Annotated in this window: 16 protein-coding genes; 8 read left to right on the forward strand and 8 right to left on the reverse strand. The window is 68.9% G+C overall.

What is annotated here, in order from left to right; translation table 11 throughout:
- Nucleotides 1–23 precede the first annotated feature (23 nt).
- On the forward strand, nt 24–563 hold the full coding sequence (locus BXA10_RS10715; protein ID WP_076470133.1) for an acyltransferase: 540 nt from the start codon (nt 24–26) through the stop codon (nt 561–563).
- Nucleotides 564–579: 16 nt separating this feature from the next.
- Here the strand turns inward: BXA10_RS10715 and BXA10_RS10720 are convergent, their stop codons facing one another.
- Complete coding sequence (locus tag BXA10_RS10720; protein WP_076470134.1) at nt 580–1,509, reverse strand: NAD(+)/NADH kinase; 930 nt, start codon at nt 1,507–1,509, stop codon at nt 580–582.
- Nucleotides 1,510–1,737: 228 nt separating this feature from the next.
- On the opposite strand from BXA10_RS10720, the gene BXA10_RS10725 reads away from it, so the two are divergent.
- The 3 genes from BXA10_RS10725 to BXA10_RS10735 are packed head-to-tail and all read left to right on the forward strand — an operon-like array spanning nt 1,738 to nt 5,341.
- Nucleotides 1,738–2,682, forward strand: coding sequence for an NAD-dependent epimerase/dehydratase family protein (locus tag BXA10_RS10725; RefSeq protein WP_076470135.1), 945 nt, complete (start codon nt 1,738–1,740; stop codon nt 2,680–2,682).
- On the forward strand, nt 2,679–4,103 hold the full coding sequence (locus BXA10_RS10730; protein ID WP_217696757.1) for a lipopolysaccharide biosynthesis protein: 1,425 nt from the start codon (nt 2,679–2,681) through the stop codon (nt 4,101–4,103). Before BXA10_RS10725 ends, BXA10_RS10730 begins: the two co-directional genes overlap by 4 nt.
- A complete protein-coding gene (locus tag BXA10_RS10735; RefSeq protein ID WP_084752550.1) occupies nt 4,100–5,341 on the forward strand; it encodes a glycosyltransferase in 1,242 nt (413 codons plus the stop codon). Before BXA10_RS10730 ends, BXA10_RS10735 begins: the two co-directional genes overlap by 4 nt.
- A gap of 58 nt (nt 5,342–5,399) precedes the next feature.
- Here the strand turns inward: BXA10_RS10735 and BXA10_RS10740 are convergent, their stop codons facing one another.
- Both BXA10_RS10740 and BXA10_RS10745 read right to left on the reverse strand, forming a co-directional pair.
- Nucleotides 5,400–6,554, reverse strand: coding sequence for an O-antigen ligase family protein (locus BXA10_RS10740; protein WP_175649165.1), 1,155 nt, complete (start codon nt 6,552–6,554; stop codon nt 5,400–5,402).
- A 173-nt stretch (nt 6,555–6,727) separates the two neighbouring features.
- Nucleotides 6,728–8,020 (reverse strand): glycosyltransferase family 4 protein, encoded by a 1,293-nt coding sequence (locus BXA10_RS10745; protein ID WP_175649166.1) that lies wholly within the window; start codon nt 8,018–8,020, stop codon nt 6,728–6,730.
- Between the two features lie 360 nt (nt 8,021–8,380).
- On the opposite strand from BXA10_RS10745, the gene BXA10_RS10750 reads away from it, so the two are divergent.
- From BXA10_RS10750 to wecB, 4 genes are read left to right on the forward strand one after another with little or no spacing between them, the layout of a single operon-like run.
- Complete coding sequence (locus BXA10_RS10750; RefSeq protein WP_076470137.1) at nt 8,381–9,421, forward strand: SDR family NAD(P)-dependent oxidoreductase; 1,041 nt, start codon at nt 8,381–8,383, stop codon at nt 9,419–9,421.
- The gene (locus tag BXA10_RS10755; RefSeq protein ID WP_084752556.1) at nt 9,415–10,542 is read left to right on the forward strand and encodes a polysaccharide biosynthesis C-terminal domain-containing protein; all 1,128 of its coding nucleotides are present in this window, start codon (nt 9,415–9,417) and stop codon (nt 10,540–10,542) included. The genes BXA10_RS10750 and BXA10_RS10755 overlap by 7 nt, the downstream gene beginning before the upstream one ends.
- Nucleotides 10,539–11,777 carry a glycosyltransferase family 4 protein gene (locus BXA10_RS10760; protein ID WP_076470138.1) on the forward strand — a complete coding sequence of 413 codons (1,239 nt, stop codon included), beginning with the start codon at nt 10,539–10,541 and terminating at the stop codon, nt 11,775–11,777. Before BXA10_RS10755 ends, BXA10_RS10760 begins: the two co-directional genes overlap by 4 nt.
- Entirely contained in the window at nt 11,774–12,898 is a 1,125-nt protein-coding gene (gene wecB / locus BXA10_RS10765; protein WP_076470139.1) for a non-hydrolyzing UDP-N-acetylglucosamine 2-epimerase, read from the forward strand. The genes BXA10_RS10760 and wecB overlap by 4 nt, the downstream gene beginning before the upstream one ends.
- 247 nt (nt 12,899–13,145) lie before the next feature.
- On the opposite strand, the gene BXA10_RS10770 is transcribed toward wecB, so the two are convergent.
- The 5 genes from BXA10_RS10770 to BXA10_RS10790 all read right to left on the reverse strand — a co-directional run bounded on the left by BXA10_RS10770 (nt 13,146) and on the right by BXA10_RS10790 (nt 18,806).
- On the reverse strand, nt 13,146–15,017 hold the full coding sequence (locus tag BXA10_RS10770) for a polysaccharide biosynthesis protein (RefSeq protein WP_084752559.1): 1,872 nt from the start codon (nt 15,015–15,017) through the stop codon (nt 13,146–13,148).
- Between the two features lie 178 nt (nt 15,018–15,195).
- On the reverse strand, nt 15,196–15,972 hold the full coding sequence (locus BXA10_RS10775) for a GNAT family N-acetyltransferase (protein ID WP_076470141.1): 777 nt from the start codon (nt 15,970–15,972) through the stop codon (nt 15,196–15,198).
- Nucleotides 15,957–16,592: a sugar transferase gene (locus BXA10_RS10780; protein ID WP_245828205.1), complete on the reverse strand. Its 636-nt coding sequence runs from the start codon at nt 16,590–16,592 to the stop codon at nt 15,957–15,959. Before BXA10_RS10780 ends, BXA10_RS10775 begins: the two co-directional genes overlap by 16 nt.
- A gap of 31 nt (nt 16,593–16,623) precedes the next feature.
- Nucleotides 16,624–17,676, reverse strand: a complete 1,053-nt coding sequence (locus BXA10_RS10785; protein WP_076470142.1) for a GNAT family N-acetyltransferase — start codon at nt 17,674–17,676, stop codon at nt 16,624–16,626.
- Nucleotides 17,673–18,806: a DegT/DnrJ/EryC1/StrS family aminotransferase gene (locus tag BXA10_RS10790; protein ID WP_076470143.1), complete on the reverse strand. Its 1,134-nt coding sequence runs from the start codon at nt 18,804–18,806 to the stop codon at nt 17,673–17,675. The genes BXA10_RS10785 and BXA10_RS10790 overlap by 4 nt, the downstream gene beginning before the upstream one ends.
- Between the last annotated feature and the right edge of the window lie 111 nt (nt 18,807–18,917).

The following is an 18,917-nucleotide window of genomic DNA, read 5'->3' on the forward strand; positions in this document are numbered from 1 at the left end:
AGGGCTTCCATCGGGGGTTAACCGTGTCCGGCCGTCTCCGCTCAGCCATCCGGTCCATCAGGGGCCGGTGGATCGCCGCCCGCGATCCGCAGGCCTACGCTCGGCTGCTTGGCGTCAACATGAATGGGCGCGTCAAGTTTTACGGCATGAGCCTGGGGATGTTCGGTTCCGAGCCGTGGCTGATCACGCTCGGGGACAACGTGCACATCACGGCCGGCGTGCAGTTCGTCACCCACGACGGCGGCACGTTGATTCTGCGGAAGGAACACCCGGACCTGGAGTGGACCGCCCCTATTGTCGTGGGAGACGACGTCTACATCGGGATGCGGTCCCTCATCCTGCCGGGGGTCTCAATCGGCAACCGATGTGTGATCGGCGCGGGTGCCGTCGTAACCGCCGACATTCCCGACAACACGGTGGCGGTGGGCGTGCCAGCCCGACCGGTCCGTACTACAGACGAGTACCTCGCCCGACTGCAGGCGAAGTCGCTGCGGGTCGGTCACCTGCCGGCCCAGGCGAAGGCTGAGGCGATCAAACGGATTTATGGCATCGCCACTTCGTGACGGCTGGGTGGCGGCCTCAACGTGGCGGCGAGAGCTCGCGGCGGTTGAGGTGCTCGCGAAAATTCCGGGGAAGTAGTTCGCGAAGCTGTTCGGGCAGCAGCGGCAGGTCCATGAGGCTCAGCTTGAGCTGGTTGCGCTCCTGGTAGCGGCGTGGGTCGAGGCGGACCACCAGCCCCGCCTCCCGGCGGTAGGTAATGTCAATCGCCCCCTCGGAGGTTGCCTCGCGGAAGACCCGACCGTCCACCTCCACGGCCACGGGCCCGGATTCGGGAGTTAGCTCTAGCCGCACCTTCTCTTCGGGCGAGAGCACCACGGACCGGCTGATGCCGGCCATCGGGGCCGAAGGGGTGACCACCACCGCCTGGGTGGCCGGGGAGACCAGCGGGCCGCCGGCAGCGTAGCTGTACGCGGTCGAGCCGGTCGGCGTACTCACCACGAGCGCGTCGCAGCGGTAGTAACCGTAGCGCTGGCCATCCACGGCGAGGGTGGCGATCGCGACCCCGGTGCCAGGCCGGCGGATCAGCGCGATGTCGTTGAACGCCACCACGTCGTCACCGCAAACATCGCAGGCCAGGCAGCCGTGCGCCTCCACGGTGAAGTTCTTGTGCGTGAGCCGGTCGAGCGCCTCGGGCAGCTCCGGTGGCTCGACCTCCACCAGGAAGCCCAGTCGCCCCAGATGTACGCCGAGCACCGGTTTCGGGTTACCGACCGTGGACCGGAGCGCGCCGAGCATGGTGCCGTCCCCGCCGATGCTGATGAGCGCGCTGGCCCGCTTCACCAGCTCGTCGGTGGGGTACGACTCGACGTTCGGAGGCACCCGGTGCCTGTCCTCGGTGCGCACAGCGAGGCTCTTCCCGTGCCGGGCCGCCCAGTCAGCGATGATCGCGATGACCTCGGAGGCGTCCCGCGTCGGGTGCAGCACCAGCCCGAGCAGGGTGCGATCCATGGGTACAGCTCACCACATTTGTGCCGAGCCAGGCGGGCGGAACCGCAGGCGCGTCTGGAGGCGAGGGATAGGAAATATCGCCCCTGGATCACCGGGCGTCCCATTTGCGTGACTCTCCGGTCAGCTTCCTCGTTGATCCGTCGATGGCGGCGAGCCGGGTGATGCGTGCCCCGGACCCGGTGTTCCGAGGGACGGAAACCGGTGGCGCGGCCGCGCGAGGGAGGACAGTTGAAGATCGTCGTGACGGGCGGGGCCGGTTTCATCGGATCCAACCTGGTCCAGGCCCTGACCGAAGCGCCCGGGATCACCGAGATCGTGGCTGTGGACGACCTCTCGACGGGTTCGGTCGATAACCTCCTCGGCCTGCCGGTGAAGCTGATCACGGGTACGGTCCTGGACCCTGACGTCCTTGACGCGGCAATGGACGGCGCGGCCAGTGTTGTACACCTCGGGGCCCTCGGCTCGGTTCCGCGTTCCATCGACGACCCGCTGAGAAGCCATCATGCGAACGCGACCGGCACCCTCACCGTTCTGGAGGCGGTGCGGCGCCACGGGGTACCGCACGTCGTCCTCGCCTCCTCCTCATCCGTGTACGGCGCCAACCCCGTCCTGCCGCGCCAGGAGGCGCTGCGGCCGATGCCAATCAGCCCCTACGCGGTCAGTAAACTCGCGACGGAGGCCTACGCCCTCGCCTACGCCTCCTGTTACGACCTGAAAGTGCTGCCGTTCCGGTTCTTCAACGTCTATGGCCCACGTCAAGCGGCCAACCACGCCTACGCAGCTGTGGTGCCACGGTTCGTCACGGCGGCCATCGAGGGTCGACCGCTGCAGGTGCACGGTGACGGTACCCAGACCCGTGACTTCACCTACGTTGGCAGCGTCACGGACGTCATCGTCGATGCGGTGATGCGCGGCGTGGCCGCGCCGGATGTCGTCAACCTCGCCTTCGGCGTACGAATCTCCCTGCTGCAGGTCATCGCCGAACTGGAAGGTGTGCTTGGCCGCTCGCTGCCCATGGAACATGGGCCGCCACGGGCAGGTGATGTACGAGACTCGCAAGCGGATTCCTCGCGGCTTAGCGAGTTGTTTCCCACGGCCCGCCGGCACTCGCTGAGGAGCGGACTTGAGGCGACAGTCGCCTGGATGGCGGACCGAGTGCTCACCGGTCGGTGAGCGCACTGATGTCCGGGGGATCTCGCCATACCGCCTCCGAAAGCGGCTCGAGTCGTCCGACCGCCGTGTTGGAGACGCCGGATTCCGACGAGCGGGATGGTGCACGGAGCCGGCGTCTGCTGTCGGGAATACTCACCGCCGCGGTGAGCCGCGGGGCGGGCATGCTGGTTCCGCTGTTCCTCATCCCGGTCATGCTCTCCTACCTCGGGCCGGAGAGGTATGGGCTGTGGACGGCCGTGCTCGCCCTAGCCGGGATGGCTGCCTTCGCGGACCTGGGGCTCGGCAACGGCTTGATGACAAAGTTGGCCCGTTGCTACAGCAGCGGAGATAAAGAGAGGGCGAGGGGCTACATCTCGAGCGCCTACTGCCTTCTCGTTCCCATGGCGCTCGGCGTGTGTGGGCTGCTGTGGCTCGTGGGCTCCACGGTTCCCTGGTCTTCGCTGCTCGGTCTACCGGCCACCGCCAGCGCCACCGAGGCGCGGGGCATGGTGCTGATCTGCCTGTCCGCCTTCGTGCTCAACATTCCCCTTTCGCTCGTCGCGCGGGTGCAATACGCGTACCAGCAGGTGGCCGTGAGCAACCTGTGGCAGACGACGGGCAATCTGTTGGCGCTGCCGCTGGTCCTCTTCAGCGTGTGGGCCGAACTCTCACCCGTGACCGTCGTGGCGGCTTCCGTCGTCGGGCCATTGATCGCCAACGCGGCGAACAGCATCTGGCTCTACCTGTCGAAGATGCCCGAGGTTCGACCAAGGCTGGGGCATGTCGATCTGCCGGCCATGCGGAACTTGCTGCGGTTGGGCGGGCTGTTCTTCCTGCTGACCATCGTCACTTCCATCGCTAACAGTGCCGACAATCTGATCATCGCGCACACCCGTGGCCTTCAGGCCGTGACCGAGTACGCCGTGCCCGCCAAGGTGCTGGCGCAGGCTGGAATGTTGGTCAGCCTCGTCAACGTGCCGCTCTGGCCCGCGAACGGCGAGGCGCTGAATAAAGGGGACCTCCCCTGGGTGCGTAGCACCGTCCGGCGGATGACGCTGATTTCGACTGCTGTCGCGATGATTCCCGCGATCCTGCTCGTGTCAGTGGGCGATCGTATCTTCGCTGCCTGGCTTCCCACACCTCTCGGGGACGACCGGTGGCTGCTGGCGGGACTCGCGGCGTGGTGGGTTCTGCTGGCGGGGATAGGCCCTCGGTTCATGGTGCAGAATGCCGCCGGCGTGGTGCGTCCCCAGCTGGTCGGCTGGGCTGCCTTCCTGATGATCTCACTGGTCCTGAAGTGGTATGGCTCTGCGAAGTGGGGCATCGCAGCCGTGCCGCTCATAGCCGTGGCGGTCTATGCGATCACAGTTTTGCCAGCTGCACTGCACGGCTATCGTGCGGCGCTTCGCGTGAGCGCCCCCCGAATGGAGAGTCTCCGATGACATCACCGGACAGCCCACGCGTCGACAGCGCGCGCACGACCCACGAGGCCGTGACAGGCGGCTCCGAGTGGATCGCCTACGTCGGCCCGTTCACCTTTCCGTGGGGTCAGCCAGGGTCGCGTCGCGTGCTGGGCGTCGCCGGGTCGCTGGCGTTGGCGGGTCACCGTGTAGTGGTTGTCAGCGGGGAGCTCAGGCCGCAGATCGCGAAGCTCGACGTGGTCGAGGGGCCGGGCTCCGTACACCACCTGGGGATCGGCGAGTTGCCTACAGGACGAGCGAATCTCCTCACTCGTTCACTGCAGCAATTGGTCAATCAGGGGCAGCGGACCGTTCAGTGGCTGGAAAGTCAGCCGGGACGGCCCTCGCACGTGTTCGTCTACGGTGGCCACGCGTCATACATGTTCCACCTGCGGCCCTGGTGCCGTCGAAACGGCATTCCGTTGGTCGCCGACGTAGTCGAGTGGTACGACCGCGGCCACCTGCGGGGCGGCCCGCTCGGCCCACTGCGTGCCTCGTCCGAACTCGCACTTCGTTACTACTACCCTAGATGCGACGGGGTGATCGCGATCAGTTCGTTCCTCGAGGAGTACTACGACCGTCGGGGGGTGAGGACGGTACGCGTTCCGCCGACCCTGGACGTCCAAGGAATGCGTCTGGACTCGTCAGTGCGAGCGGTGAACGCTGATCTGACCTTCGTCTACTTCGGCACGCCAGGGAAGAAGGACCTGCTCGCGACAATGGTTCACGCGGTGTGTCAGTTGGAACGGGAAGGCGTCGACCTGGAGTTCCGGATCCATGGCCCCTCCCGACAGCAGGTCCAGGCGTTGCTCGGAGGGAAAGAACTGCCCCGCGCGGTCCGGATCGCGGGGCGTCTGCCGCAGCAGGAGGTGCCACCGGCAGTGCAGGCGGCCGACTTCAGTGTGATCCTCCGTCGGCCGGAGCGATTCGCGCAGGCCGGGTTCCCCACCAAGTTCTGTGAGAGCCTCGCCAACGGCACGCCGGTGATCGCGAACCTCACCAGTGACCTGGGGAGTTACCTACGCCACGGCGTTGAAGGTCTCGTAGCAGAGAGTGACACCTTAGAGGCGATCGTGGAGGCGCTGAGAGCCGCCCTCAAGCTCAGCCCCCAGCAGCGCCTCGAGATGCGCCGGGCCGCGCGCCAGCAGGCAGTCGACTCGTTCGACTACCGGCGGCACGCAAGTGCCCTGGCGAGGTTCGCGGAGGCGCTGCGGTACTGACTGTCGGAGCCCGAGTACCGCACCCCTGCCGGGACGGTGCTCACCGATTTATGGGCGGCTACGCCCGCCCAAATTCACCGGCCGGGCCGCCGCCCGCCGCCAGTCGGTGGCGCCCCGGGCGTCGCACAACGTCCTTCACAGTGATGGTCGAGATCAGCGCCAAGACTAGCCAGGCTCCTTGCGACTGCTCCCAGTGTCCGCTCATCCAGACCGGCAAGAGGGTGATCACGGCGAAGCCGGCCAGCACCTTGCCGGTTTGCGCGGCCTGCTTGGCGGCGAGGGCGAGGGCGGCGGCCACTGTCCCCCCGTAGAGGATCACGCCGACCAAGCCGAGATCGGTGCCCACGGTGAGCAGTAGGTTGTGTGGGCCGATCTGGAGGGGGTTGTCCATCCGGAAAACGCCTGGCCCCATCCCCGCTATCGGATGCTCCGCCCACGCCGACGCGGCAATCGGCCACACCTCGAGCCGGCCGGACAGGTCACCGGTCTCCCGACCGAAGAGCCCGTCGAGCCACTGGGCACCCGCCTGGAAGCTGCTCGCGGCCTTGAGCGGGATCAGGAGGATCAGCACTGGCACGCAGACCCACACCACGGTCCACATCAGCTGTGGACCGAAGCGCGCCAGGACCAGAAACGACGCTCCCAGGAACAGCGCGAGGGTGGCACCCTTCGATCCGGTCAGCAGGATCGCGTAGGCGAACACCAGGAGGGTGCCGAGCAGGGCTGCCCGCAGAGCGCGGGACGCCGGGCCCACACGGAAGAGGATGACGGCGAGTATCGCCCCCGTCACCATCGTGTAGGAGGTGTAGTTGATGTTGATGCCGTCGAGCCCGTACCGGATGTTGTAGTCGAAGATGGCGTCACGTTGAACGCCGCCGTCCCGGGCGCCGGTGATCAACGCAACCGCCGTAGTCGCACAACCGGCGAGGTGCGCAAGAGCCACCGGCAAGAGTTGTGCACGCTCCCTCACAACGTGCCGTGCTGCCAGAAAGACCAAGAGTGCCGACGCGTACAGGTACGCGGGCACGCGGGTGATCGACGGGTCGGCCAGGCCGACCAAGGTGCTCGTGAGTGCCCACATGGCGGTCAGGCCGGCCAGGATGTCCGCCACGCGAGGCCGTGGGGGACGCCAGGTGATCAGGATTGCGATCGCCGCTGCCAAGCCGCCGTAGATCGCGGCCAGTCTCGGTGACCAGGCGGCCACGAAAGCCACGGCACAGATGAGCCCAAGCCCGGGGAGATGCGAGGTCTGGAGTCTCTGTCCGCCTGACCGCCGTGCCACGCTTCCCGCAGTACGAAGGCCGGTCGACGCGTGACGCGGAAAGGACGGCTGTTGCGTGGCGTGTGGGCCGGTCCTGACCGGGGTGAACTGTGCGGTGAAGCTCGTCATGACACTGCTCGCCCTCCCAGGGCTGACGTGGTCGGGGCGTGGTGGCCGGGCTTGCGGACGAGTCGTCCCGAGGAATTTCGCCCGTCGCTGACAGCCTGACGCAGTGCCTCATAGAATGCGTTCCGGCGTCGCTGGAGAACGTCCTGCGCGAAGTCTCGGGCCCGAGCAAGGTTCCGAACCGATGCTCGGGACCGCTTTGCGGGATCCATGAGCAGGCGTTCTATTGCCTCCGCCAAGGCGACGTGGTCATCGGGAGGAACGATGTCCTCCTCGGCGAGCAACTCAGGAATGCCGCCCACCGAGGAGCCGACGGCGGGCATGCCTCGAGCCATCGCCTCGACCAGCGCTTTGGGAAGTCCCTCCGTTCGTGAGGGCATGGCGAACACGTCGGCCTGGTCGAGGTACTGACGGACCTGCGCGCCGGCGGCCACCGATCCGACGAAGTCGATCCGATGGCGGACGCCGAGTTCGGTGGCGAGCTGCTCTAGCCGGGCCTGTTGCCGACCCGTTCCGACGTGAATGCACCGCACGGGTAGGCCGGCCGCGGTGAGACGGGAGAGGGCCATGATTAGGGTGTCGATCCCCTTGTACAGCATCTCCAGCGAGCCGACCGAGACGATGACGTACTCGTCGCGTTGCTTCGGCGATGGCGGCTTGGCCACAAACGCGTCCGCCGGCAACTCGACGCTCGAGTACGCGGCGGTGGCCGCATGCTGCCCGGCGGGATACCGGCGTTGCAGGTACTGCTCGGTCACGTAGGAGACACCGATCGCTGTGCGGCACTGGCGCCGAAGCAGCGCCGTATACCGCCACCGCAGCCAGGGGCGCAGCGGGTGGCGTACCACCCCCGGCGCGTAAACCGTGTGCGGATCGGCCATCACCTCGACGGCGTAGGGCAGTCCGCGACGTTCCCGGGCGGCGGCCATCAGCGAGCCCAGTACGGTGGGCGCGCGCAGAATGAGGACCGCATTCGCTTCGTCGGCGTTCCGGAGCGCGCGCACGACCGCCTTACGTCGGCGGAGATACTGCCACGGCCCGACGTAATGAGGTATGGGCTGCACGGTGACACGGGGCCCGTCGACTCGGTGCGCATCGGGCGCCACGGATGGCGCGTCAGCTACCCGTGCCACGACGACCACCTGTGAGAAGGCCGACAGGTAGCGGGTGAAGAAGTCGTATGCGGGTCCTTCCCGGGTCCAGATTGCGCCATCCGGCGTCCGTGCGAATCTCGCTTCGACGGCGATCAAAGCTCTCGGCGCCGGCTGTCCACCCAATTCGTCGACTGGCACGGAGTCAGCGTGCCCCGAAGCGGGTTCAGGTCTGCTGTCGAGCATCGCGCTCCTCGGCCTCTCGGGGTGCGGCGGCGAGAACCGGGCAAGGTTTGCCGTGGGTTCGCGGACGCGTGCAAGGATTGGTCGCCTGAGTCCTACCAGGTTCTATTCGCGTCGATTGGGACTTTCACGAATCTCGTGTCGTATCAATGCCGGCGGCCCGAGCCAAGGCGACTTCTAGTCATTCGACTGCTCCTTTGCGTGTTTTGGGCGTTTCCGTGACTGCGCGGGCTCGTTGCGCGAGGTGTGACCGACGGACTCACAGATCCTGCTCCGTCGTCATTGAGACCTGCTCAAGAGCGAGACGGGGAGCAAGCTGTGACTTTCTTGACCACCGGACGCCGCGTGCTCATCACCGGCGGCACCGGTTCCTTCGGCCAGACCATGGTGCGTCGTCTCCTCGACCGCGGCGTCGGCGAGGTCCGGGTGTTCAGCCGGGACGAGGCCAAGCAGGACGCGATGCGCCGCTCGCTCGGTGATGAGCGGGTTCGCTACTACGTCGGCGACGTGCGTGACTACGACTCGGTGCTGCGGGCGAGCCGGGGCATCGACTACGTCTTCCACGCGGCCGCGCTCAAACAGGTGCCGTCCTGTGAGTTCTTCCCGCTGGAGGCGGTGCGGACCAACATCCTGGGCAGCGGCAACGTCGTCGAGGCCGCCGAACGCAACGGGGTCGGTTCGGTCGTGGTGCTCAGCACCGACAAGGCGGTCCACCCGGTCAACGCGATGGGCATGAGCAAGGCCCTGATGGAGAAGGTGGCTCAGGCGCACGCGCGGAACAACCCGAACAGCGCGACCACCGTCTCCTGCGTCCGGTACGGCAACGTCATGTACTCGCGCGGCTCCGTGATCCCGCTCTTCATCGAGCAGATCAAGGCGGGCCGCGCGCCCACGGTCACCGATCCCGGGATGACCCGGTTCCTGATGTCGCTGGCCGACTCGGTCGAGCTGGTCGAGCACGCCTTCGCGCACGCCCGGCCGGGCGACATCTTCATCCGCAAGGCGGTCGCCTGCACCATCGGGGACCTGGCCGAGGCGCTCTGCCAGCTCTTCGACGTGCCCGCGAAGCTCGACGTCATCGGCGTACGGCACGGCGAGAAACAGCACGAGACCCTGGCCAGCCGTGAGGAGCTCGTACAGGCCGAGGACTTCGGCGAGTTCCTCCGGGTACCGCTCGACGCCCGGGACCTCAACTACGCCTTCTACGTGTCCGAGGGCGAGCTGGGCGGCGGGCCGACCGAGGAGTTCAACTCGTCGAACGCGCCCCGGCTCGGCGTACCGGAGATCGTCGAGCTGCTGAAGACGCTCCCGGAGGTCCGCGCGGAGCTGGCGCTGCGGGATCCGGTGCTGGCGTGCTGAGGCTCGCCGTCACCGGGGCCGGCGGTTTCCTGGGCTGGCACGTACGCGTGCTGGCGCACGCGCTGGGCTGGCCGGAACCGACGGTGATCACCCGGGCCGACCTCACCGACCCGGCGACGGTCGCGGCCAAGGTCGCCGGTGTCGACCGGGTGCTGCACGTGGCCGGGGTGAACCGGGGGGAGCCCGCCGACGTGGCGGCCGGCAACGTGCAGCTCGCCGCGCAGCTCGCCGAGGGTCTGCGCCACGCGGCCGTCCCGCCGGGATCGGTGGTCTTCGCCAACTCGGTGCAGGCCGGCAACGGCACCCCGTACGGCGACTCGAAGGCCACCGCCGCCGGCATCCTCGCCGACACCCGCCTGCCCTTCGACGACGTTCTCCTGCCGAATCTCTACGGCGAGCACGGCCGCCCGTTCTACAACTCGGCGGTGGCGACGTTCTGCCGGCTGCTCGCCGAGGGCGGGCAGCCGGAGGTGCACGCCGATCGGGAGTTGAGCCTCGTGCACGTCACCGATGCGGCCGCCCGGCTCGCCGGGGTGCCGGCCGGCGGGTCGTGGGATCCGGACCTGCCGCCGCTGCGGATCGGCGTACGCGACCTGGCCGACCGGCTCGCGGCGATGGCCGGGACCTACCGCACCGGGGAGATCCCGTGCCTGTCGGACCGGCACGACGTGCGGTTGTTCAACACGTACCGGTCGCACTGCTTCCCGGCCCGCTACCCGATTCCGCTGCCCCGCCGGTCCGACGCGCGCGGCAACCTCGTGGAGACCGTCAAGGTGCACGGCGGCCCGGGACAGACCTTCTGTTCCACCACCCGCCCCGGCGTGACCCGGGGGGAGCACTTCCACCTGGCGAAGGTGGAGCGGTTCGTGGTGCTGCACGGCTCGGCCGAGATCAGCCTGCGGCGCGTGGGCGACAGCGAGGTGCTGCGGTTCCCGGTCAGCGGTGACGACCCGGTGCTCGTCGACATGCCGACGATGTGGGTGCACAAGCTGGTGAACACCGGTTCCGGCGAGTTGCTCACCCAGTTCTGGACCAACGAGCTGTTCGACCCGGACCGGCCGGACACCTGGCCCGAGCCGGTCGAGGAGCCACGGACCGCGCCCGTGGCGGTGGGTCTGTGAAGATCGGCCTGATCAGCCAGTGGTATCCGCCCGAGGGCGCGATCATCCCCGGCAACCTGGCCCGCCAGCTGGCAGACCGCGGCCATGAGGTGCGCGTGCTCACCACGTTCCCGAGCTACCCGTACGGGCGGGTCTACCCGGGCTGGCGGCAGAGGTGGGGGCACCGCGAGACCGACGGTGCGGTCCGGATACGACGCGTGCCCGCCTACCCGAGCCATGACACGTCGGCCGTGCGGAGAGCAATGAGTGGCTTCTCCTTCGGTGCCAGCAGCGCGGCCGCCGGGATGCGGTGGCTCTCCGGCGTCGACGTCACGTACGTCTACCACCCGCCGCCGACCTCGATCGCTGCGGCGGCCCTGCTGCGGGTCACCCGACGGACCCCGGTCGTGCTGCACGTGCAGGACCTGTGGCCCGAGTCGGTGATGCACTCCGGCATGGCGCCCACCGGCCTGGGCGGACGCGCGCTGGAGAGGACGGTCGGCGGGCTGATGCGCCGGACGTACCGGCTGGCCGACACCGTGGTGGCGATCTCGCCGACGATGGCGGAACAGGTGGTGGCGCGTGGCGCCGACCCGGCCAAGGTGCGGGTGGTCTGGAACTGGACCGACGACGCGCTCTTCCGCCCGGTCCCGGCCACCGGCGAGGCCCGCGCGGTGCTCGGCCACCGCGGGCGCTGCACCGTGATGTTCGCCGGAAACCTCGGCCTGCTCCAGGGTCTTGAGACAGCGATCCGCGCAGCCGCCGCCGTGCGGGACCGGGTGGACCTGGTGCTGGTCGGCTCGGGTGCTGACGAGGAGGGCGCCCGCCGGCTCGCGGCCGACCTCGGCGCCGAGAACGTGCGCTTCGTCGGGCGTCGTCCGGCGGAGGAGATGGCTGACCTCTACGCCGCCGCGGACTGGCAGTTGGTCTGCCTGCGCGACGTGCCCGCCCTGCGGGCCGCCGTCCCGTCGAAGTTGCAGGCGGCGCTGGCCTGCGGCGTGCCGGTGATCGGCTCGGTGGGCGGCGACACCGCCGCGCTGATCCGGTCGACCGACGTCGGCCTCGTCTGCCCGCCGGAGGACTGGCGGGCGCTCGCCGAACGGTTCAGCCAGGCGGCGGAGATGCCCGCCGCCGTACGCCAGGAGATGAGCCGCCGGGCCCGGCAGGTCTACCGGGAGCGGATGTCGCTGCGGGTGGGCGTCGACCAGTTCGAGGACATTCTGACCAAGACTGCAGCACAGGGAGGACGGGCATGACCCGGATCATGACGGTGGTCGGTACCCGTCCGGAGATCATCAGGCTGTCCCGGGTGATCGCCCGGCTCGACGGCACGGTCGACCACGTGCTGGTGCACACCGGACAGAACTGGGACAGCACTCTCTCCGACGTCTTCTTCACCGAACTACGGCTGCGCGAGCCGGACCGGTTCCTGCGGGTCGACACGTCCTCGCTCGGTCGGGTGCTCGGCGGCGTGCTCATCGGGGTGGAGGCGGCGATCGCCGAGTACCGGCCGGACGCGCTGCTGGTGCTCGGGGACACCAACAGCTGCATCGCCGCGCTGATGGCGCGCCGGATGCGGGTGCCCGTCTACCACATGGAGGCCGGCAACCGCTGTTTCGACCTGAACGTGCCCGAGGAGACGAACCGCCGACTGGTCGACCACGTCGCCGACTTCAACCTGGTCTACACGGAGCACGCCCGCCGCAACCTGCTCGCCGAGGGGCTGCACCCGCGGCGGATCCTGCTCACCGGATCGCCCATGCGCGAGGTGCTGGAACACTATCGGGCGGACATCGCCGCCTCGACGATCCTGCGCCAGCTCGAACTCGACCCCGGTCGCTACTTCGTGGTCAGCGCACACCGCGAGGAGAACGTCGACTCGCCGGCCCGGCTCCAACGACTGCTGGACTGCCTCCGTGCGGTCCACGATCGCTGGGGCCACCCGGTGCTGGTCTCCACGCACCCACGTACGCGTAAGCGGCTGGAGGCGCTGGCGCCCGACGCCGGCGCGCTGGAGGGCATCGCCTTCCACGAGCCGTTCGGTCTGATCGACTACGTGCACCTACAGACCCGGGCGTTCTGCACCCTGTCGGACAGCGGGACGATCAGCGAGGAGGCCGCGATCCTCGGCTTCCCCGCGGTCACGCTCCGGGAGTCGATCGAACGGCCCGAGGCGCTCGACGCCGGCGGCATCATCATGACCGGGCTGGACCCGGAAGGGGTGGTGGAGGCGGTGCAGGTCACCGTGGACCAGGTCGCCGCGCAGGGGGTGCCCTGCCCGGCCGACTACCGGATCCCCGACACGTCCCGCCGCGTGGTCGACTTCATCCTCTCCACCGTCCGCCGCCACCACGACTGGGCGGGCATCCGCCGCTGATCCACCCGCGCCCGCCGGCCCGCCCCACGCGAATCTTGGACAGTTGCCGTTCCACCAAGACGGCAACTGTCCAAGATCTTTTTTGGGCTGCCGGCCCTGCGGCCGGGCGGGCCCGGACACTTCGGAGCAGGGCCGGCAGCAGGAACAGCAGCCGGACGGCAGAGAAGGTCTCCGGCAGGCCGGCCGAACGTAGGCCCCGGGGCGGCGGGTTACGCCGGCCCCCGGGGCCACACGGGAGAAGCCGTTCTCAGCGCGACGACAGCCGGATGTCGACGAGACCGTCCACCACGCCGATCGGCTGGGCGGAGAGGAGCGCGAGCTGCTCGACGACCTTCGCCGGCTCGGCGTACGGGTCGAGACCGCTCACCTCCATCGGGTCCAGCGCCGGCACGGTCACGTGCGACACCAGCGGGTGGAACGGCCGGGCGTCGAACTCGCCGGTGCCGAGCAGGTCCTCGTGCAGCTTCTCGCCGGGGCGCAGCCCGGTGTAGACGATCGGCACCGAGCTGGCCGCCTGTTCGGCCATCTGGCGGGCCAGGTCGGCGATGCGGACCGGCTCACCCATGTCGAGTACCAGGGCCTCCCCGTCCCGCCCGATCTCGGCGGCCTGCAGCACCAGGTGCACGGCCTCCTGCACGGTCATCAGGTAGCGGGTCACCTCCGGGTGGGTGACGGTCAGCGGCTTCCCGGCCTCGATCTGCCGCTGGAACGCGGTCACCACGGAACCGCGGCTGCTCAGCACGTTGCCGAACCGGACGCTGAGGAACGTACCCGGGAACCGGGACGCCGCGTGCGCGGTCAGTCGCTCGGTGATCCGCTTCGAGTAGCCGAGCACGCTGATCGGGTCGGCCGCCTTGTCGGTGGAGATGTTGACGAACTTCGCCACGTCCTGGCACGCGTCCAGCACGGAGAGGGTGCCCCAGACGTTGGTCATGACCGCCTCGCCGGGGTGCCGCTGGAGCAACGTGAGGTGCTTGAGCGCAGCCGCGTGGAAGATGATCTCGGGTCGGCGCTCCCGGATGATCCGGCGGATGCCCTCGTCGTCGCGCAGGTCGGCGAGGATCAGCTCCGGCCCGTCCAGCATGGCCTTCCCCGACAGCGACATCTGGAGGCTGTGCAGGGCGGATTCGTCGCGGTCCAGCATCATCAGTTCGCCCGGGTCGGCCTTCATCACCTGACGGCAGAGCTCCGAGCCGATGGATCCGCCGGCGCCGGTGACCAGGATCCGCCGTCCGGTCAGGCTGTTCGTGCTCAGCGGAAGGTCGCCGACCACCTGGCGGCGGCCGAGCAGGTCGCTGATCTGCACGTCGCGTACGTCGGTGACGGTGATCCGGTGATCGACGAGGTCCCGCACCGGAGGGAGCACCTTGAACGACGCGCCGGTCTGGAGGGTGGCCTCGCGGATTTCGCGGATCAGCGCGGCGTCGGCGTTGGCCACCGAGAAGATGACGGAGTTGGCCCCGGTACGCCGGACCGCCGTCGCGATGTCCCGCCGGCCGCCGAGCACGCGTACCCCACCGACGCGCAGGTCACGCTTGTCCGGGTCGTCGTCGAGCGCGCCGACCGGCAGGTAGCGACCGCGCGGGTCGCTCAACATGGCGCGTAGCAGTCCCTGCCCCGCGTCGCCCATGCCGAACAGCAGCACCGGGGTCGAGGAACGGACGTCCGGTCGCATGGCGAGGTCGCGGCGGTGCCGGTAGACGAACCGCGCGCCCAGCATGAGCAGCAGGGCCAGCGCGCCACCCACGAGTGGCGTGCTCGCCGGAATCGGCCGCTCGGTGGTCGGGAGAAGGCCGAGCAGCACGATCCCAGCGGTCGTGATGGTGGTACCCGCGACGCCCTGCACCTCCTGGAGGCTGCCGAGCGGGTGCCGTCCGGAGTAGAGCCGGCGCAGGGCCGCTACCGCCACGTACATGACGGCGGCTCCCACGCCGATGACGGCTACGCGGGTGAACTGGCCGGGCGGGAGTTGGAATTCGTACCGCGTCCAGACGGCGGCGATGAAGCCCCCCACCCAGGCGGTGGTGTCGGTGGCGAGAAAGGCCGTGGTGCGGAGGCGGGCTCTGGCCCGGCGCGCCCGCTGGTCCATGTTTTCGGTGCTCGCTGTGTCCTGCGACATTCGGTACTCCCTGTCCCATTTGCCGGCCGCTTCCGCCCGTACGGCAGAAGAGCTTTGGGCGTCTTCGTCCTTGTTACATGCCTCCGATGGTCGTTTGGGCGTTTTCAGAATTGCTGGGACGAACGTCCTATTTTTGGCCGAACGATTTCAGTGGACCGGTGCCGGACCGTCACCTGCCCTATCCGGGCAGGCCCCGCCACATCCGAGCGAAGCGGGCGAAGCCGGGCTCCGTCTCCGGCTCCGCGCTCGCCGTCGTCATGTACCACCGGTCGATGCCCAACAGCGGTCCGAGCGTGGCGCGGATCGCTGCCCCGGCCGCGCCGCCGGGCACCCGGGCCGCGTTTGCCACACAGCGGACCCCGAACTCGTCGTCCCCCACCCGGACCCGCAGATCACCGAAGCCGTAGGCGCGGCGGTGCGCGGTGAACGAGGCCCAGTCGACGATCCGTACCGGGGTGTCCGCGGGCGATGTGGCCGCGTCGAGCTGCGTCCAGACCTGATAGCTCTGGTCCTGGTAGCCGGCCCGCCGGTACAGGCGGCGCGCCACCGTGTTCTCCAGGGAGACGTCGAGCAGAAGTTGGTCGCATCCCAACTGGTTGGCCAGCCGGACGCCGTCATCGAGCAGCCGCGAGCCGTGGCCACGGCCCTGGTCCTGCGCCCGTACCGCGATGCCGTTGAGCAGGAGCCGGCGACCGAGCAGACGCCAGTCCGCCGCCGCTCGCACCCCGGTCTCGTCGCAGAAGCAGCGCAGCAGCAACGTGTGCAGCGGCGGCGGTGGCGCGAGCGAGGCTGCGAGGAAGGCCGCGTAGTTCGACGCGTGGTAGGCGACCAACCCGGCGCACGACGACGGAACCGACTCTGCCAGTAGGCGCGCGGCGGCGGTGACGACCGGGTCGTCCGGACGGGTGGGCGCCACGACCGTCCCGGTCGTGGTCGGGTTCAGGACCGCACCCACGACAGCTGCCGTTCCTTGTCCAGGTCGAGCATGTCAGCTGCCGGGTCGGTGGCCACTCCGCTGCCCCGCAGTACCTTGCCGACGGTCCGGGCGAGGATGACCAGGTCCAGCCGGAGCGACCACGAGGTGACGTACTCGACGTCGTATCCCAACCGCTCGTCCCACGGCACTCCGTTGCGCCCGCCGACCTGGGCGAGGCCGGTGATGCCCGGCCGAACGTCGAAGCGGATCCGTTCCCGCTCCTTGTACCAGGGGTCGTAGCGGGGGAGCAGCGGTCGGGGACCGACCAGACTGAGGTCTCCACGCAGCACGTTCACCAACTGGGGCAGCTCGTCGACGCTGAGCTTCCGGAGCAGCCGTCCGACCCCGCGGCAACGCACCCCGTCGGGCAGGAGCTCGCCGTTCGTGTCCCGCTCGTCGGTCATCGTGCGGAGCTTGATGATCCGGAAGGGACGCTGCCATCGACCCGTCCGTTCCTGGACGAAGAAGACCGGGCCGCCGAGCTGGACGCGGATGAGCAGCACGGCCGCCGCCAGGACCGGCGCAGTGAGGATCAACAGGACCAATGCAATCGATACGTCGAGCAGCCGTTTGATTCGCTGCTGCGCCTGGTACGACAATGCGCCTCCTCACAGATCGAAGAAAGAGGTGTCAGGCGGCCGAAGCCCGGTAGGCGGGAAAGAAGCCGGTCGACATCAGTTCGTCGGCGGACCTACCGAGTTGCCGGGCGCGTGCGGTGACCAGCGCCGCGTACCGATCGGGGTCGGCCACCACGGCTCCGGTCCAGAACGGGGTCCGGGACCCGCCAAAGGACCGCTTGAACCGGAACAGCCCGTCGTCGGGACGAACTCCGCCGCCGAGGTGAACGAGGCGACAGCCGTTCTCCGCCGCCCAACCGAGGATCGTCCAGACGAGGAGGTTGTTGGCGCCGAGACGACCGGCTGACGGGTCCGACCCGGCGAGGTGGTAGTGAGCCCGGTCCCGGTGGCGCAGCACCAACGCCGAGGCCACCACCACTCCGTCCGCGTCGCGGACCTCGCCGATGGACAGCGCCTTGTCCAGTCCCGACGCCAGCTGCTCGTAGTAGTGGTCGGGGAACAGGTACCAGGGCTGGCTCCCCAGCCGCACCATGGTCGACTCGTACAGCCTGCGGAACGGGGATCCGGCCGTGAGGTCGCTCGGATCAGTGGACCGGACGGCGGCGCTGAGTCCCGCGCCCCGGGCCTTCCGGATCGCCGTACGGGAACGGCCCTCCATGGCGTCCCACGCCCGGTCGGGCCCCTGGGACACCGCCACGGTGATCGTGTCCTGTCGCTGGGTGAGCTCCAGCTGGTCGAGCGCGCGAACGGCCTGCACCGACGCGGGATCCAGGGGCGAGAAGCGGAGGAACACGGCGAGGGTACGGGTCTGCCGCCAGTGGTCGATGGTCCGCCGCCAGAACCCGGCGAGATCGGCTTCCGAGCAGCCGGGGTCGACGTGGATGCCGGCGTACCCGTAGGGGGTGAAGGCGTCCAGCTCGGTCTCGTTCACATGGCGCAACACGTACGGCACGATCAGCCGGTCGTTCTCGTGTGCCACCTGCCAGGAGCCGGAGTCCAGCGAGGCCGTCGCCGTTCCGTAGGCGGAGGTGAAGTACACGTCCGGGCAGTCGGCGTCGAGCAGGACGGAGTCGTCGGGGCCGCTGACCGAGAATGGCGCGCTCATCGGGTGGTCAGGAAGTCGTCGATCGCGTGCTCCACCCGCGCGCGGTGGGACTCCGTCAGCGCGGAACCGCTGGGCAGCGTCAGGCCGGTGGCGAAGAGCCGCTCGGCGGCCCCGGTCAGCACGGCTTCGACACCGACATGGACCGGTTGCAGGTGCATCGGCATCCAGACCGGTCGGGTCTCGATCTGCCGGTCGGCCAGGTGGGCGGCCAGGTGCTTCGCTTCCCAGCCCGCCTCCTCGGGGTCTACCACGATGACGGTCAACCAGTAGTTCTCGCCGGGGTCGCCCTCTCCGAGCAGGTGGACGCCGGGTACGGCGGCGAACATCTTGGCGTACAGCTCCCGCATGTCCCGCCGTCGACCGATCATCGCGTCGAGCCGCCGTAGCTGTGCCCGCCCGATCGCCGCGAGGACGTTGCTCAGCCGGTAGTTGTAACCGATGTCGGCGTGCTCGTAGTGCGGTACCGGCCGGCGGGCCTGGGTCGCAAGGTAACGGACCCGATCGGCGATCGTCGCGTCGTCGGTGAGCAGCATGCCACCGCCCGAGGTGGTGATCATCTTGTTGCCGTTGAAGGAGAGGACTCCGGCCTGTCCGAAGGATCCTGCCGCCCGACCTCCCCGTGCCGCGCCGAGTGCCTCCGCCGCGTCCTCCAGGACGGGCACGCCGGCCTCGGCGCAGATCGGCAGGATGCGCTCGTAGTCGGCGCACCGGCCGAACATGTCCACCGGTATCACCGCCGCGACCCGGCGGCCCTCATTACGCAGTCGGGCGAGGGTCTCCTCGAGCAGGCCGACGTCGATGTTTCCGGTCGACGGGTCGCAGTCGACGAAGAACGGTCGTGCTCCGGTGTAGACCACCGCGTTGGCGGTCGCCGCGAAGGTCAGGGTCGGCACGACCACCACCTGGTCCGGTCCGGCACCCAGGGCCAGTAGACCGAGGTGCAGCGCGGCCGTCCCGGAGTTGGTCGCGACCGCATGTGCAGTGCCCACGCGGCGCGCCATCTCCGATTCGAACGCGTCGACCTCCGGGCCGAGCGGCGCCACCCACCCCGACCTGATCGCTGCTATCGCGTACCGCTCCTCGAGTGGGCCGACGTCGGGCGGGGACAGGAGAATCTTGTCATTCGTCATGCTTGTCATCCCACTCCGCAGACGGGTCACCCTGGTTGTATCAGCCCAAACTTCGCAAACATGCCGAAACAGCTCAGTTGGGCCGGCCATGGTGAACAACCGTCGAGGTGG

This window comes from Micromonospora avicenniae (assembly GCF_900156065.1).
GTDB classification, from domain to species: domain Bacteria; phylum Actinomycetota; class Actinomycetes; order Mycobacteriales; family Micromonosporaceae; genus Micromonospora; species Micromonospora avicenniae.